Annotated in this window: 14 protein-coding genes; 10 read left to right on the forward strand and 4 right to left on the reverse strand. The window is 67.4% G+C overall.

Features of this window, described 5'->3' with window-relative positions:
• Nucleotides 1-42 precede the first annotated feature (42 nt).
• From ACQPW1_RS07750 to ACQPW1_RS07775, 6 genes are all read left to right on the forward strand, one after another.
• Nucleotides 43-2076, forward strand: coding sequence for a DHA2 family efflux MFS transporter permease subunit (locus ACQPW1_RS07750; protein ID WP_433662039.1), 2034 nt, complete (start codon nt 43-45; stop codon nt 2074-2076).
• Nucleotides 2077-2158: 82 nt separating this feature from the next.
• Complete coding sequence (locus tag ACQPW1_RS07755; protein ID WP_433662040.1) at nt 2159-2818, forward strand: PadR family transcriptional regulator; 660 nt, start codon at nt 2159-2161, stop codon at nt 2816-2818.
• Between the two features lie 183 nt (nt 2819-3001).
• Nucleotides 3002-4204 carry an FAD-dependent oxidoreductase gene (locus tag ACQPW1_RS07760; RefSeq protein ID WP_433662041.1) on the forward strand — a complete coding sequence of 401 codons (1203 nt, stop codon included), beginning with the start codon at nt 3002-3004 and terminating at the stop codon, nt 4202-4204.
• A 73-nt stretch (nt 4205-4277) separates the two neighbouring features.
• Nucleotides 4278-5048, forward strand: coding sequence for an ABC transporter ATP-binding protein (locus tag ACQPW1_RS07765; RefSeq protein ID WP_433662042.1), 771 nt, complete (start codon nt 4278-4280; stop codon nt 5046-5048).
• Complete coding sequence (locus tag ACQPW1_RS07770) at nt 5030-6598, forward strand: hypothetical protein (RefSeq protein ID WP_433662043.1); 1569 nt, start codon at nt 5030-5032, stop codon at nt 6596-6598. Before ACQPW1_RS07765 ends, ACQPW1_RS07770 begins: the two co-directional genes overlap by 19 nt.
• A gap of 130 nt (nt 6599-6728) precedes the next feature.
• Complete coding sequence (locus tag ACQPW1_RS07775) at nt 6729-7652, forward strand: LysR family transcriptional regulator (RefSeq protein ID WP_433662044.1); 924 nt, start codon at nt 6729-6731, stop codon at nt 7650-7652.
• 71 nt (nt 7653-7723) lie between these two features.
• Here the strand turns inward: ACQPW1_RS07775 and ACQPW1_RS07780 are convergent, their stop codons facing one another.
• Nucleotides 7724-8605, reverse strand: a complete 882-nt coding sequence (locus tag ACQPW1_RS07780; RefSeq protein WP_433665181.1) for a lipase family protein — start codon at nt 8603-8605, stop codon at nt 7724-7726.
• A gap of 65 nt (nt 8606-8670) precedes the next feature.
• Nucleotides 8671-9462 (reverse strand): helix-turn-helix domain-containing protein, encoded by a 792-nt coding sequence (locus ACQPW1_RS07785; RefSeq protein ID WP_433662045.1) that lies wholly within the window; start codon nt 9460-9462, stop codon nt 8671-8673.
• Nucleotides 9463-9668: 206 nt separating this feature from the next.
• On the opposite strand from ACQPW1_RS07785, the gene ACQPW1_RS07790 reads away from it, so the two are divergent.
• Both ACQPW1_RS07790 and ACQPW1_RS07795 read left to right on the forward strand, forming a co-directional pair.
• On the forward strand, nt 9669-10115 hold the full coding sequence (locus ACQPW1_RS07790) for a hypothetical protein (protein WP_433662046.1): 447 nt from the start codon (nt 9669-9671) through the stop codon (nt 10113-10115).
• Complete coding sequence (locus ACQPW1_RS07795) at nt 10112-11131, forward strand: zinc-dependent alcohol dehydrogenase family protein (protein WP_433662047.1); 1020 nt, start codon at nt 10112-10114, stop codon at nt 11129-11131. Before ACQPW1_RS07790 ends, ACQPW1_RS07795 begins: the two co-directional genes overlap by 4 nt.
• On the opposite strand, the gene ACQPW1_RS07800 is transcribed toward ACQPW1_RS07795, so the two are convergent.
• Nucleotides 11132-11863, reverse strand: a complete 732-nt coding sequence (locus tag ACQPW1_RS07800; RefSeq protein ID WP_433662048.1) for an HNH endonuclease family protein — start codon at nt 11861-11863, stop codon at nt 11132-11134.
• Nucleotides 11864-12528: 665 nt separating this feature from the next.
• On the opposite strand from ACQPW1_RS07800, the gene ACQPW1_RS07805 reads away from it, so the two are divergent.
• A complete protein-coding gene (locus ACQPW1_RS07805; protein ID WP_433662049.1) occupies nt 12529-13404 on the forward strand; it encodes a haloalkane dehalogenase in 876 nt (291 codons plus the stop codon).
• A 42-nt stretch (nt 13405-13446) separates the two neighbouring features.
• On the opposite strand, the gene ACQPW1_RS07810 is transcribed toward ACQPW1_RS07805, so the two are convergent.
• Nucleotides 13447-14376 (reverse strand): TetR/AcrR family transcriptional regulator C-terminal domain-containing protein, encoded by a 930-nt coding sequence (locus ACQPW1_RS07810; protein WP_433662050.1) that lies wholly within the window; start codon nt 14374-14376, stop codon nt 13447-13449.
• Between the two features lie 117 nt (nt 14377-14493).
• On the opposite strand from ACQPW1_RS07810, the gene ACQPW1_RS07815 reads away from it, so the two are divergent.
• Nucleotides 14494-15633, forward strand: a complete 1140-nt coding sequence (locus tag ACQPW1_RS07815; protein WP_433662051.1) for an FAD-dependent monooxygenase — start codon at nt 14494-14496, stop codon at nt 15631-15633.
• Nucleotides 15634-15642: the final 9 nt, after the last annotated feature.

Genomic DNA, 15642 nt, shown 5'->3' on the forward strand with positions numbered 1-15642 from the left:
CGCTGGACGGACAGCTCGGCGGATCAAGACCATACTGAGCTGATGACCGGTGCAGTCGCTGTCGCCGAGAAAGCCCCCGAGCCGATGAGCCGGGCGAAGATCAACATCGTGTTCGCCACGATTGTGCTGGGCATGTTGCTGGCGGCGCTCGATCAGACGATCGTGTCCACCGCGCTGCCGACCATCGTCGCCGATCTCGGCGAGGCCGGGCACATGGCCTGGGTGGTCACCGCCTATCTGCTCGCCGAAGCGGTGGCCACCGCGCTGGCGGGCAAGCTCGGCGACCTGTTCGGCCGCAAGCTGATCTTCCAGCTCAGCGCGTTGATCTTCATCATCGGCTCGATGATCGCCGGGCTGGCCAACGGGATGACGCTGCTGATCATCGCCCGCGGCATCCAGGGCTTCGGCGGCGGCGGCCTGATGGTCACCGCGATGGCGCTCATCGCCGACACCATCCCGCTGCGCCAGCGCGGTAAGTATCAGGGCGCGCTCGGCGCGGTCTTCGGCGTCACCACGGTGATCGGGCCGACGCTCGGCGGCTTGTTCACCGACCACGCGAGCTGGCGCTGGTGCTTCTACGTCAACGTGCCCATCGCGATCATCATGATCGTGATGTCGGCCCGCACCATTCCGCGGGTGCGCGCGGTGATCAAGCCGATCATCGACTACGCGGGCATCGGCCTTGTCGCCGTTGCGGTTTCCACCCTTATCCTCGGGCTGGAATGGGGTGGGCAGGAGTACGCGTGGGGCTCGTCGATGATCCTCGGGCTGTTCACGGCGTCGGTGCTGCTGTTCGCCGCGTTCGTGGTGGTCGAGTTACGGGCCGAGGAACCCATGCTGCCGATGGGGTTGTTTCGCAGCAGAGTGTTCACGGTGTGCTCGATCCTGAGCTTCATCTGCGGCTTCGCCATGCTCGGATCGATCACCTACCTGCCCGCGTATCTGCAATACGTGGACGGGGTTTCGGCGACCATGTCCGGCGTGCGCTCGCTGCCGCTGGTGGCCGGGCTGCTGGTCACCTCGATCCTGTCCGGCCAGGTGGTCGGCAAGACCGGCCACTACCGGTACTTCCCGATCGTCGGCACGCTGGTGATGGCGCTCGGGCTGTATCTGATGTCGACCATGGGCCGCGACACCGGCATCTGGGAAGAATCGCTGTACATGCTGGTGCTCGGTCTCGGCATCGGCCTGACCATGCAGGTGCTCACCATCGTCGTGCAGAACACCGTGCCCTATGCCCAGCTCGGCACCGCGACCTCCGGCGTCACCTTCTTCCGCACCCTCGGAAGTACCTTCGGCACAGCGATTTTCGGCACGCTCTACAGCAACGAGATCGGCCCGAATCTGCGTGACGCGCTGGTCCAGGTGAAGGTGGTGCCGCCGGAGGTCGCGGCGAATCCGCAGTCGCTGCAAGCGGTTCCGGCGGACGTCGCCGCGCCCATCATCGATGCCTACGCCGACACCATCGACCACGTCTTCGTCTGGGTGGTACCGGTCGCGCTGGCCGGTTTCGTGGTCTCCTGGTTCCTCAAAGAGGTGCCGCTGCGCGACAGCGCCCGAACGAGCGCGGGCGATGTGGGCGAAGGCTTTTCGATGCCCGACTCCGCGGACCGAGTGGTGCAGCTGGAGCGGGCCATCGCCGCAACCATGCGTAAGGAACATGCCGAGGGCCCGATCGGCCCGCGCATCCTCGCGGACGCGGGCAGCACGCTCAGCCGCGGCGAGGCCTGGGCGCTCGGCCAGGTCTACCTGCGCGACCGGGGTGCGGGCGGGGCCACGCTCGACGCGGTCGCACGGGCACACAAGCTGCCCGACGACGTGCTCGCCCCGATCTACCGCCGGGTTGCCGACAAGGGCTACCTCGTCGACGACGGCCGTGAGCTGCGACTGACCGACCAGGGCCAGGCCGAGCTCGACCGGGTCAAGGCCGCGTGGCGCCGCTGGCTCGACAGCAGGCTCGACGACTGGAACAACGACGATCCCGCCGACCGCGCGCTGTTCGACCAGGCCCTGGACAACCTCGCCGCCAAGCTGCTCGAACAAGAAGCCGCCGGGCACGAACCCGCCCGCACCTGAATCCACCCGCACTCGTGCCACGAAACACCCTTGCGCGACGAATACTCGTGCACGTATATTCGTAGACGAGTAAGGAGGTGTGATGGCCACGAAGCGCAAGGTGAACAACCTGCTCGCGCTGGCGGTGCTGTCGGCGATGGTCGACCGGCCGAAGCATCGCTACGAGATCGCGCAGACGCTGCGGGAGCGCGGCAAAGACCACGACATGGACATCAAGTGGGGCTCGCTCTACACCGTCGTGCAGAGCCTGGAGAAGGTCGGTTACCTGGAGATCATCGGCAGCGAGCGCGACGGCGCGCGGCCGGAGCGGGTGATCTACCAGCTCACCGATGCCGGGCGCGCCGAACTCATCGACTGGACAAGGGAATTGATCGCCGCGCCGGAACTGGAGCAACCCCGCTTCGTCGCAGGCCTTTCTGTTCTCGCGGTGCTGCCGCCGGACGAGGTTATCGAGTTGCTCGGCAAGCGCATCGAGGCGCTGAGTCACATCATCGAGGCGGTGCGCCGGGAAATCGACAAGGTCTTGGCCATGAAGCTGCCGCGACTGTTCATCATCGAATCCGAATTCGGCGCCGCGATGCTGGAAGCCGAAATGGCCTGGGCGCGTTCGTTCCGCGACGAAATCGCCGAGGGCACGTTCCCCGACGTCGACTGGTGGCGGCAGGTGCACGCCGACGCGATACCACCCGCGGAAGTCATCGCGCACGTGGAGAGGGGGCTGGCCGAACCGGAACCGTCCTGACAGCGAGACCAGGCTCGGCGGGGTGCGGCAACACCGCCGCCGAGCCCGATTGAACAGTCTCGAACCGCGCCCGCATGCGCGCACCCGGCTACAAGGCTGGCAACCACAGGATAACTGGGTGCGTGGTGCACGGGTTGGTTCGGGGATTCGAAGAACCCGTAACACATGAACCTGGAGACACCCATGTCTAGAACACGAACCGCACTGGTCATCGGCGGCGGCATCGCCGGACCGGTCGCCGCCACCGCACTGCTGAAGGCGGGCATCGACGCCCGCGTCTACGAGGCCTATCCCGGCTCGTCGTACAACATCGGCAGCGGGCTCGCGCTCGCACCGAACGGCATTGCCGCCCTTGACATCATCGAGGCGGGCGACGCCGTCCGCGACATCGCGCTGCCGATCTCCAAGATGGGTCTGTCGATCGGCGGCAAGAACATGTACATGCCCGGCCTTTCCGGCCTGCCGCCGTTGCAATTGGTCGATCGTGGCGAACTGCACCAGACCCTGCACGATCACGCGGTCGCCGCCGGCGTGCCGTTCGAGTACAACAAGCGCCTGGTCGACGTGGTCGAGGGCGAGTCGGGCATCACCGCCCGGTTCACCGACGGCAGCACCGCCACCGCCGACGTGCTGATCGGCGCCGACGGCATCCGGTCGACGGTGCGCGGGTTGATCGACCCGGACGCGCCGGGACCGGAATACCTCGGCATGCTCGGCTTCGGCGCGATCATCGACTACGACGGCGTCGAGCCGGAATCCATGACCTTCGCGTTCGGCAAGAAGGCCTACTACCTGTTCGGGTCGACCGGCGAAGGCAAAGTGATGTGGGGCGCCAACCTGCCGCACAAGGAGTACCTGTCGCTCACCGCCGCCCGGGCGATCCCCAAGGCGCACTGGCTCGGCATCCTGCGCGAGACCTACGCCGACGACACGCCCGGCGGTGAATTCGCCCGGCGCACCACCGAGGAGCAGCTGGAAGTGAGCGGGGCACTGCACATCATGCCGTCGGTGCCGCACTGGTTCCGCGGCCGGATGGCCCTGATCGGTGACGCGGTGCACGCGCCGTCCAACAGCTCCGGGCAGGGCGCGTCGATGGCCATCGAGAGTGCCATTCAGGTGGCTCGCTGCCTGCGCGACCTGCCGACGCCGGAGGCCGCCTTTGCCGCCTATGAGCAGCTGCGCCGCCCCCGGGTGGAAGGCGTTGCGGCCCGCGTCGCGAAGACCAACCACAGCAAGACCCTGGGACCGGTCGGGCGCAAGATGATGCAACTGATGGCGCCGCTGTTCATCAAGCTGATGAACCCGGAGAAGAGCATGGGGCCTGAGCAGCGCTACCGGATCGATTGGGACGCGCCGGTGCAAAAGGAACTCGCGGTAGCTGCCTGATTCGCTCGAACCGCGCGGGCTGGTGGTCCGTACCCTTTGGAGAACATCGATCCGAAAGGACTCCGGGGGACCAATGCAACCAGACCACCAGCCCGCATTGCACCTGACCGGCCTGTGTAAACGCTTCGGCGGACCATGGGTCGTCGACAACGTGAGCCTTGCGGTACCGCCGGGCTCCTTCTTCGGCCTGGTCGGCCCGAACGGCGCGGGCAAGACGACGACCCTGTCGATGGCCTGCGGACTGCTGCGCCCGGACAGCGGCCGGGCCGAGATCTTCGGCGCCGACGTGTGGGCCGATCCGGTCCGCGCGAAGACCCTGGTCGGCGTGCTACCGGACGGACTCGCGCTGCCGGAACGGCTCACCGGCCGCGAATTGCTCACCTACACCGGCCTTTTGCGCGGCATGCCGGAAGGCACCGTCGCCGAGCGCGCGGAAGAACTGCTCGCGGTCTTCGAATTGACCGGTGCCGAAAAGACTTTGGTCGTCGACTACTCGGCGGGCATGCGCAAGAAGATCGGCCTGGCGACCGCGCTGCTGCACGCGCCGAAACTACTGGTGCTCGACGAACCGTTCGAGGCGGTGGACCCGGTGTCGGGGAGCACGATTCGCACCATCCTGCAGCGTTTCGTCGCGGCCGGCGGCGCGGTGGTGCTGTCCAGTCACGTGATGGCGCTGGTGGAGAACATGTGCGACCGGGTCGCGGTGATCACCGCCGGACGCGTGGTCGCGGCGGGCACGGTCGACCAGGTGCGCGGCGGAACCACGTTGGAAGAGGCGTTCGTTCGGCTGGTCGGTGGCCGCGTCGGCGGAGAGGACGGGCTGTCGTGGCTGGCCTCGTCCTGATCCGGATGCGGCTGCTGCTCACCAAGCGCAGCCTGAGCAACGGCTGGCAGGGCATCAGCTTCGTACTGGGCGTTCTGGTCGGCATCTTCTTCGCGGTGGTCACGGCGGCGCTGATCGGATTCGCCGTGCACGACGGCGGCGTTTCGCACGGCATCACCGTTGCCGCAACACTGTTCGGGATGTGGACGCTGGGCTGGCTGTGCGGTCCGGTGCTGATCGGCAGCAGTGACGAGACCGTGCAACCGGAGCACCTGCGGCTGCTGCCGCTCAGCAATCGGCAGCTGGCCGGTGGGTTGCTTGCCGCCGCGTTCGCCGGACCCGCGCCGGTGGTCAACCTGATCGCCTTCGCCGGGTTGGTCGTGCTCGCGGCGCAATTGGGTTGGGCGGCAACGCTGGTCGCGCTGATCGGGATGATGTTGCAGCTGGTGTTCGTGGTGCTGCTGTCCCGGGTGGTGCTGGCCTGGGTCGGCGCCGCCATGCGGTCTCGACGTGGCAAAGACATCGGCGTGCTGCTGGCCGGGCTGCTCGGTCTCGCCTACTACCCGATGAGCTGGCTGCTGGGACACGTGAGTGCGCTGCAGGACGTGCCGTCAGGGTTGGCGACGGCCCTGCGTTGTCTCCCCTCCGGTTGGGCACCCGCCGCCGTAGAGGCTGCGGCGCAAGGGAATTGGCTGCTCGCGCTGCTGGCCCTGGTCGGCCTGGCCGCGGTCTCGCTCGGGTTGTGGCAGGCCTGGTCGGTGCTGCTGGCCCGGCGGCTCGCCGCGCCGATGAATTCCGTGGCAGGCAGCACCGGCGGCGGGCTGCTCGGCCGGGTGCGCCAGCGCGGACCGGTCGGTGCCGTGCTGATCAAGGAGCTGCGCAATTGGTCGCGGGACAGCCGCCGCCGGGCCACGCTGCTGCCGGTACTGCTGGTCGGCATCCTGATGCCGGTGTTCCCCACCTTCCAGGGCGGCGGCGCCGGTGGCGTGCCGTTCGCGGGTGTCACCTCGGCGCTGTTCGCCTCGCTGGCCGGCGCCAACCTCTACGGCTACGACGGCACGGCCGTGTGGCAGACCCTCGTCACGCCCGGCGCGGCACGGGCGGACGTGCGCGGCCGCCTGCTGGCCCTGCTGATCGTGATCGGGTTGCCGACGCTGCTGCTCACGCTGATCCTGCCGGGCGCGCTCGGCCGGTGGGACATGTACCCGTGGGCGCTCTCGCTGTATGCCGCCGCGCTCGGCGGCGGCGTCGGGTCGGCCATGATCATGTCGGTGCTCGCGCCGTACTACTTGCCGCCACGCACCGGCAATCCGTTCTCGGGCTCGGGTAACCCCGGCTGCGCGAAGGCGATGCTGCAGTTCGCGATGATCTTCGGCCAGCTGTTCGCGGTGCTTCCGGTGCTGATCATCCTGCTGATCGGCCATTTCACCGAACTGCCAGCGGTGGAATGGCTCGCGGTCCCGGTCGGCATCGGCCTCGGCAGCGCCGCCGTCCTGTTCGGCGCCCGCATCGCCGAACAGCGCCTGGCCACCCGCGGCCCCGAGCTGCTCGACGCGGTACGCCCCCGCTGAACCTCACTGACCGCCGCACATCTCCTGATTCCCCGCATACCGAATCGCATGCGAATGCGTCTGCGGGAAATCGGGAGGTGTGCGGCTGTCAACGCAGGCGGCTACATCGGCTGGGCAATAGACTTACCTGGTGAGCGATAGGGATTCCGATGGCAGTCTCGATCTGAATCAGTTGCGCACTTTCTTGGCGGTGCACCGTGCGGGGTCCATCACCGGCGGTGCGCGGCTGATCGGGTTGTCGCAACCCACGGTGACCGCGCAGTTGCAGGCCTTGGAGAAGCGGTTGGGGCAGCGGTTGTTCGAGCGACTGCCGCGCGGGGTGGCGCCGACCGCGGCCGCCGCCGAGTTGGCCGCGCGGATCGCCGAACCGCTGGACGCGTTGACTGCCGTCGCCGGACGGTCGGTAACTACCGACGATGAGCCGCAGCCGCCGGTCCGGGTGGCCGGGCCCGCGGAACTGCTTGCGGTACAGGCGCTTCCGGCGCTGGCGCCGTTGATCGCGCACGGTGTCCGGCTGACCGTGAGTTCCGGGCTCTCGGAGGATCTGCTGGCCGGACTGCGCGCGGGGCACTACGACCTGGTGCTGTCGACCGTGCGACCGCGCGGGCGGACCGTGGTCGCCGAAGCGTTGTCGGACGAGGAGTTCGTGCTGGTCGCCGCGCCCGCCGTCGCCCGCCGGATCGATGCCGCGCGGCTGCGCACCGAGGGCCCGGCCGCGCTGGCCACGGTGCCCCTCGTCAGTTACGCCCCCGATCTGCCGATTCTGCGCCGGTACTGGCGGCACGTCTTCGGGATCCGGCTGACCGGTGAGGCGGCCGTCATCGTCGCGGACCTGCGTGCGGTCGCCGGTGCCGTCGTTGCGGGCGCGGGCATCAGCGTGCTACCGCGCTATCTCTGTGCGGCCCAACTGGATTCGGGTGCGTTGGTCACGCTACTCGACCCGCCGGACCCGCCGATCAACACCGGCTTCCTGGTCCGCCGCGCGGGCACGGACACCCGCACCCATGTAGACCTGGTGCACGCCCGCCTACGCGCCGCCGCGCGAACCTGGTAGCCGCAGTCGTCGTATGCACAAGCCGCACAACCGCTATACCGATTGTGCGGCTTACCAATTGGGCGTGCAGTTCAGATGCCGATGCGGAACTTCGGGCCGGGGGAGAGGCCGCGCAGGACGGCGCTGATCCAGGTTTCGGCTACGGGCACCGCGGTTACGTCGCCGACCACGTGTTCGGGGATCGGGTTGGTGAAGTAGCGGAGGTCGACGCCGTTGGCCCAGTAGGAATCCACGGTCGACTTGATCGCGTCCGGGAAGCTCAGCAGCTCGTCCCAGATGGCATGCCACATCAGCACCGGCATGTCGGGCAGGTTCGGCGGCTGGTCGAGGCTCTGCTCCACCAGGATCCGTTGGATGGCAGGGTCATCGAGGCCCTTGCCCGGCTTCAGGCAGTCGGCCACCGGGCGATACGCACCCGTCATCGCGGCCGTGTAAACGCACCGGCCCTCGACATTCGACAGCACCGCCTGGCCCGCCTCGGTCAGGAATTCCGCGGGGTCGAAGACCTCGGGATAAGTTGCCGCCAGGTTCGAAAGTGCCAGCCACATAGTGAAATTCGAGGGCCCGCTGAAGTTGGCGATGCCCTGGTCATGGGTGATGTTCTGCCGGGCGATCGACACCATGTCGCCGGGCACGCCGCCCTGCGCCGAGCCGAGTACGAGCACGTCCGGCGCGTACGAGCGGTGCATCTCCGCGGCCCGCGCCGTGCCGCTGCCGCCACCGGAATAGCCGTACAGACCTGCGGCGGAACCGGCGAGACCCAGTGCGGGATCGTTCTTCGCGGCCCGGATCCCGTCCAGCACCATCTTTCCCTCACCGAAGGTGAGGAAATGGGTGCCGTCGAAACCGTCGAAATCGGTGACGACCACCGCGAAGCCCTGCGCGAGGAACGCCGCGAGCAGGGTGATCTCCTTGAAGACGCCCGCGCGCAGGGTGTAGGAGGGATTGCACAGCGCCGAATTGCCGCCGGTACGTCGCGCCGCCGATTACGGCGCGCCGCACCGCGTTTCGACCTGTGTCAATCCCGCGCCGCGCGCTTGCGCAGGATCTCCGCCGTCTGCGCGTCAGCGGGCAGGAACGCCTCCAGATGCAGCTCGGCGAGGGTGATGTCGGTGGCCGTGGCGAACGAGGTCAGGGTGGTGATCAGCCGCAGCTCCCCGTCGTCGCTGCGCAGCCGCAGCGGCACCGCGAAGCCGAGGTGGTCCGGACCCGGTTCCGCTTGCGGCAGATAGCCTTCCAGCTCGCTGATCAACTCGGCGAGCGCCGGATCGGGGCTGCGCGACACCCGCCCGCGCAGGGCCTCGGTCACATGTTTGCCCCACTCGGGCAGGTTCACCACGCGCCGAGCCAGACCATCCGGATGCAGCGCGAGACGCAACACATTGATCGGCGACTTCAGCAGCTCGGGCGCGGCGCCCTCGGTCAGCACCGTGAAGGCCGCGTTGGCGGCAAGCAGCACGCCGCGCGGTTTGACGACGATCGCCGGATAGGGCAGGTGCCCGTCGAGGATCGTGGTCAGCGCCTCCCGCACCGGGCCCAATTCCGGTGTATCGAAATCGGATTCGGGGAAGGCGGGCGCGTAACCCGCGGCGAGCAGCAGATCGTTGCGCTCCCGCAGCGACAGATCCAGCGACTCCGCCAGCCGCACCACCATGGTCCGCCCGGGTCGCGACCGCCCCTGTTCCAGGAAGCTCAGATGTCGCTGCGTGGTGTCCGCGCGGATCGCTAGGTCCAGCTGACTGACCCGACGCAGGGTCCGCCAGTGCTTGAGCTCGCGGGCGAACCCCGGTGCTTCTATCGCCGTTGTCATGTGCACAGTCTTATCTGACCTGGGCCGGAGTGCGATTCCGTGGAGGGTATGAGAAAGCAGCCGCGGCTCGATTCGGCTATACCCTGCCGGGAATCGCGCGGAATCGTCGCAATCGCAAAACTCTGTGCCATGAGTGAACGAAGAGAACGAATCATGTGCCAGCGCGCCTTGCGCATGCCGGAGCCGAGCGTCAGCGAGGTGCAGGCATGAGCAAGCAACTGAACGACAACGAACTGGCAACCTTCGCCGCGCAGTACGCCGCGCAGTGGAACGAGTCCGACGCGGCGGCGCGCAGCAAGGTGATCCGGGAACTCTGGGCGCCCACCGGGGCGCAGACCCTGGTCGACCCGCCGGTCGAGATGCGGGAAGCGGCCGAGCAGCTGCAGTTCCCGATGCCGCCGCTGGAGGTGCGCGGCCATGATGCGTTGGACCGCAGGGTGACTCGGGCCTACGAGATGTTCATCGAGTCGGGCGAGTACGAGTTCGCGGTCGAGGAGGCGGCGATCCGGTTGCCCGCCGGGCTGATCGGGGTTAGCTGGACGATGGTGGCCAAGGCCGACGGCGCGGTCGCGGGCGGCGGCTTCGAGGTGATCGGCCTCGATGACGAGGGCCGGATCCTGTCCGATCACCAGTACATCGTGGGTGTGCGATGAATGGCATTGCCTACCACCTGGATCCGCTGCGCGGCCTCGACGACCTGACCGCCGCGGCACAGGAAGTTCCGGAGCCGGGCCCGAATCAGGTCGTGATCAAGGTGCTGGCGGCGTCGATCAATCGACGCGACTTGATGCTGATGGACGGCGTCTACCCGCTGCCCGCCACGCCGGGGATCGTCCCGCTCTCCGACGGGGTCGGCAAGGTGATCGCCGTGGGCGAGAACGTGACCCGGGCCGCGCTGGGCGATCGGATCACCGCGAGCTACTTCGTGCGGTGGATCGACGGCCCGCAGCGGCTGGCCATGGCGGCCGAGCAGTACGGCGCCAACTTCGACGGCATGCTCGCCACTTACGCGGTGCTCGAAGAGGATTCGGTGGTGCACGTGCCCGCGCACCTGACCGACGTGGAGGCGGCGACGCTGACCTGCGCGGGAGTCGTTGCGTGGGCGGCACTCACGAAGCCGGTGCCGATCGCGCCGGGCGAGACGGTGTTGACGGTGGGCAGCGGGACGGTCGCGCTGTTCGCCGTGCAGCACACGAAAATGCTGGGCGCGCGGGTCTTTTCCATCACCTCCAGCCCGGGCAAGGCCGACGGGCTGCGCAAGCTCGGGGCGGACGAGGTGATCGTCTCGACCGAGACGCCGGACTGGGACCAGGCGGTGCAGGAACTGACCGGCGGCCTCGGCGTCGAGCACGTCGTCGACGCTGTCGGCCTGCCGACCTTGTCGAAATCCGTTCGCTCCGGCGGATACAACACACAGGTCACCATGATCGGCGCCGCACGGACACCGGTGGTCGAGTCGGTCGGTGACGTGTTCGGCACGCAGTATGTGTCGATCCGCCGGATCGCCGTCGGCAGTCGCACCGACTTCGAGGCGATGAACCGGACGATCAGCGAGCACGGCATGCGGCCGCTCATCGATCGGGTGTTTCCGCTCGACCAGGCAGTCGAGGCGTATCGCTACTTCCGTGACGACAACCCGTTCGGCAAGGTCGTCGTGGCTATGCCTTAGTTACGGGCAGGTGCTGAGTTCCCGTGTCATGGCGTCCTTCTCGGCCTGGGTCACCCAGAGCTGGTAGGCCGCTTTGACCTGGATTTGCCTGGTCAGGTACGCGCACCAGTAGCCCTTGCTCGGCGGCAGCCAGGTAGCGGCGTCGGAGTCGCTCTTGGACTGGTTGGTCGGGCCGTCGACGGCCTGCAGGTTCAGCGGATCGTTGGCCAGGTCCTGGCGGCGTTCGGCGGAAAGCTGTTGTGCGCCTTTCTGCCAGGCGTCCGACAGCGGAATGATGTGGTCGATCTGCACATCGTCGGAGGTCTTCGGGCCGCGGACGAACTTGATGGTCTTGCCGGTGTACGGATCGTTCAGGGTGCCGGTGGCGACGACGCAGCGGCTGTTGTCCTTGAAGGTGACCTCGGTCAGGTCGCGCTGCAGGATGTCGTTGCGGGTGTCGCACTTGTTGTGGCCGCCGGGGACGGACACGTCATCGGTCCACGCGGTGCCGAATTGCTCACGGGTGTAACCGGTTTTGGGGGCGCGCCCGGCCACTCGGATCGTGTCGAGCATGGCGAGTGCGTCGCGACTCGGCATGCTGGCCGGTGCGTTGGCGCAGACCTGCGCGGATCCGGTGCCGCACGCCGCATTAGCGGTGGGGGATTCGACTCGGTTCACGTAGTAGTAGGACAGACCGATGAATGTCGCGATGGCCAGCCCTATCAGAGCGAGCCGCTGAACTGTGAACCTCATCGAACTTCCTAACGCCAACCACCCTGAACTATAACGGGCGCCAACGTATCCGGAGGTCGAGGTCGCGGAAGTGATTGTGGGGTATGACGTTCCGCACAGCCAAGGGGGTTGATATGAAACCACCCTCGAGTCGCCGTGCCGGCGCCGACTCGAGGGTGGCTGATCACGAGGGAGATCGACCGCTACGCGGTGGTGCGGCTGGTTGTCCAGTCCGTACCGCACACGCCGACACCACAGGGCCGATGAGGGAGGACCCGAGATGTCGAGCCGCGCCGGGCGAGCTCGCTCGTGATGACTAGGGGCAGATCGGGATTCGATCGGTGTCAGCTGAGAGTGCTACCCGCGACTGGGAATTCGCCTCTCGCTCGTGCACCGTATCTCTCCGTCCCGACCTTACTTGTTGCTACGTATTAAGATAGTAGATAACGAGGTTTGATCTTGGCAAGTCGATGGCCCTGATTCGGCAGTATTCTCAGGTTCATTTCAGCCTGGTAGCTATATCTACTGGATACGTACGGATATGCCGGTCGGTTGCGAGGTAGCGCCGACAGCTCTGGTCGCTCAAAGCGGTGACGAGCGTCACTTTCCGGGCGGTCACAGTGCGCCGACATCCCGTGTCCAAACCGGGTGAAGGCGACAAAGCCGGATCCTCGGAAGGACAGCTCATGGCAACCGTCGACGTTCTCGACTCGTTCATCAACTACCGCGAGGCGGGCACCGGCTCGGTGCCGGTGGTGTTCCTGCACGGCAATCCCACCTCCTCGTACCTGTGGCGCAACGTGATTCCGCACGTCACCGACCAAACCCGGGCGCTGGCACCCGATCTCATCGGCATGGGCGAGTCCGGCAAGCCCGATATCGGCTACCGGCTGGTCGATCACGCCCGCTATCTGGATGCCTGGTTCGACGCGCTGGAACTGGACCAGGTGGTGCTCGTCGGCCATGACTGGGGTGGCGCGCTCGGCATGGACTGGGCCGCGCGCCATCCCGGCCGGGTGCGCGGCATCGCGCTGATCGAGACCTTCCTGCGGCCGATGCGCTGGGACGAACTGCCCCCGCTCGGCGCCGAGCTGTTCCGCAAGTTCCGCAGCGCGGAGGGCGAGCGAATGGTGTTGGCGGAGCATATGTTCATCGAGTTCAACCTGGCGAGGGGTGTCGCTGATCTGTCGCCCGAGGACCACGATGTCTACCGCGCGCCCTACCCGACGCCGGAGTCGCGCAAGCCGATGCTGGTGTGGCCGCGCGAGTTCCCGCTCGACGGTGAGCCAGCGGATGTGGTGGCGATCGTGCAGAACTATGGGCGCTGGGCCGCACAGACGCCCGAGGTGCCGAAGCTGGTGATGGGCCTGGAGAATGGGGTCGGGCTCGGGTCGCCCGCGGCGGTGGAGTGGGCCGCAACGACTTTCGCGAGCGCCGAGGTCGCGTCGATCGGTCCGGCCGGGCATCACGCGCCCGAGGATCGGCCGGACGAGATCGGTGCGGCGGTCGCGGGGTGGTTGCGGCGGCACGCACTCGTCGACGCGGCGGCGGCGATTTCCTGAATGGCTAAGGGGCCGGTTTGCCACCGGCCCCGCAGCCGCCGATCAGTCGCGCGGCGCCATGAAGGCGGCGAACCCGTCCAAGAGGCGATGCAGGCCGAATTCGAAGAGCCTGTCGATATCGAACTGGAAGTCGTTGCGCTCGTTCAGGCTTGCCAGCGTGGGATACCGGCCGCTGGCCAGGAACTGCTCGTATTCCGGCTCGCGGGCGTCCCACGGTACGACCGGTGTGCCTGCCCGCCGTATTCCGGCTTCCAGTTCGAGGTTCACCGCGATCCCGCGCACGTAGCTGAACAGCGAAACGTGCGCGTAGATCACGGAATCCGGGTCGAGGCCGAGGTCGTCGAACGCGTGCACGGCCCATTCGGTGTGCGCCAACAACTTCGGCGCAGGCTCCGGCTCACTCACCCATAGAGCGGCGACCACCCACGGATGCCGGTGATACATCGCCCATTGCAGGCGGGCAAGAACTTCCAGGCGCTCGCGCCAACCGGCGGGCGGCGGATCGGGGAATTCGGCCGAACCGAACGCCTCGTCCGCCATCAACAACACCAGCTGATCCTTGCTGCCCACATGGCGATACAGCGACATCGTCGGCACCCCGAGTTCGGCGGCGACGCGGCGCATCGACAGCGCGGCAAGCCCTTCCGCATCGGCGATCGCCATGCCCGCGTGCACTATCGACGCCGCGGTCAGCTCGGTCTCCCGGCCGTGCTCGCGCGGGGGAGCGGCCTGCGGGGTGTCCACCACGGTGCCGACGCCCGGCACCGCCCGCACCACTCCCTCCTGGCGCAGCACCGCCAGCACCTTCGTCGCGGTGGCGATCGCGACGCCCCACTGCTTGGTGATCTGCCGTGCCGACGGCACGCGATCGCCGGCCCGCAGTTCGCCGGAGCTGATCCGTTCCTGGATCTCCCCGGCGATCCGCAGGTAGGGCGGGAGGGGGTCCGCCGGGTCAGCTGTACTAGTACGCATGCGACTCATGTTAACCACTTATCAGGCACTATCTGCACTAGTACGCTCTGTACAACGTACGCATCCGCATGTACGTTGTATTCCAACAGCTCCGATGCGCAGAGAAGTGGGAAAGCTATGACGAACACGAACATCCTGATTTCCGGTGCCGGAGTCGCCGGTCCGGCACTCGCGTACTGGCTGCGCAAGTACGGCTGCACCCCGACGGTGATCGAGCGGGCGGCGGCACCGCGCCCCGGCGGGTACGCGGTCGACTTCCGCGGCGAGGCCATGACGGTGCTCGAGCGGATGGGCATCCTGGACGAGGTTCGCAAGTACAGCACCACCATTCGCGACAGCGAGGTGGTCGACACCGACGGCCAGCACGTCGTGACGATGCCCGCGGCGATCTTCGCCGGTGAGCTGGAGGTGCTGAAGAGCGATCTGACCGACATCCTCTACGCACTCACCAAGGACGAGACCGAGTACCTCTTCGACAACTCGATCACCGCCATCGACGAGGACGCGGATGGCGTGCTGGTGAGTTTCGAACGCGGCGAGCCGCGCCGGTTCGACCTGGTGGTCGGCGCAGACGGGCTGTACTCGAAGGTGCGAGCTCTCGCCTTCGGTGAGCACGCGAAGTACATCCACTACCTGGGCATCTACAACGCGATCTTCGCCACCGACAACTTCCTCGACCTCGACTACGCGGGCCGGGGCTGTCAGCTCGCCCCCGGCCGAACCGCAAATGTGTTCAGCACCAGGAACAACACCGAGGCTCGCGCGTCGCTGTACTTCGCCACGGACCCATTCGACTACGACCGGACCGACGTCGCGGCACAGAAGCGGATCATCGCGGAACACTTCACCGGGGACGGCTGGGTGCTCCCGCGCCTGCTGAACGACCTGGCGGCGTCGTCGGACCTGTACTTCACCCCGATCAGCCAGGTCAAGATGGACACCTGGTCGGCGGGCCGGGTGGTGCTGCTCGGCGACGCGTGCGCGTGCGCCTCGCCGCTGTCCGGCCGGGGCACCTCGCAGGCGCTGATCGGCGCGTACGTCTTGGCGGGCGAACTGGCCACCGCCGCAGGCGATTACGAAGCCGCGTTCGCCAGCTACGAAAACCAGCTGCGCGAGTACGTGAAAACCAATCAGGAAGGTGCCGTCGAGGTGGTCGGCATGCTGTTCGCCGAGCCGCCCCCACAGGAGTTCTTCGACGCCATGGCCGCCAACCCGCCGGAGGCCGACCCCGAGTTCCTCGCACTGAAGAACTACTGACAAACCGGC

The sequence above is a fragment of the Nocardia sp. CA-128927 genome, assembly GCF_050955855.1.
Classification (GTDB): domain Bacteria; phylum Actinomycetota; class Actinomycetes; order Mycobacteriales; family Mycobacteriaceae; genus Nocardia.

Coding starts and splice junctions, on each gene's coding strand:
- ACQPW1_RS07800 (WP_433662048.1), bottom strand. CDS start 11,863: ATGAGGTTCACAGTTCAGCGGCTCGCTCTGATAGGGCTGGCCATCGCG.
- ACQPW1_RS07810 (WP_433662050.1), bottom strand. CDS start 14,376: ATGCGTACTAGTACAGCTGACCCGGCGGACCCCCTCCCGCCCTACCTG.
- ACQPW1_RS07760 (WP_433662041.1), top strand. CDS start 3,002: ATGTCTAGAACACGAACCGCACTGGTCATCGGCGGCGGCATCGCCGGA.
- ACQPW1_RS07755 (WP_433662040.1), top strand. CDS start 2,159: ATGGCCACGAAGCGCAAGGTGAACAACCTGCTCGCGCTGGCGGTGCTG.
- ACQPW1_RS07785 (WP_433662045.1), bottom strand. CDS start 9,462: ATGACAACGGCGATAGAAGCACCGGGGTTCGCCCGCGAGCTCAAGCAC.
- ACQPW1_RS07765 (WP_433662042.1), top strand. CDS start 4,278: ATGCAACCAGACCACCAGCCCGCATTGCACCTGACCGGCCTGTGTAAA.
- ACQPW1_RS07790 (WP_433662046.1), top strand. CDS start 9,669: ATGAGCAAGCAACTGAACGACAACGAACTGGCAACCTTCGCCGCGCAG.
- ACQPW1_RS07805 (WP_433662049.1), top strand. CDS start 12,529: ATGGCAACCGTCGACGTTCTCGACTCGTTCATCAACTACCGCGAGGCG.
- ACQPW1_RS07795 (WP_433662047.1), top strand. CDS start 10,112: ATGAATGGCATTGCCTACCACCTGGATCCGCTGCGCGGCCTCGACGAC.
- ACQPW1_RS07750 (WP_433662039.1), top strand. CDS start 43: ATGACCGGTGCAGTCGCTGTCGCCGAGAAAGCCCCCGAGCCGATGAGC.
- ACQPW1_RS07815 (WP_433662051.1), top strand. CDS start 14,494: ATGACGAACACGAACATCCTGATTTCCGGTGCCGGAGTCGCCGGTCCG.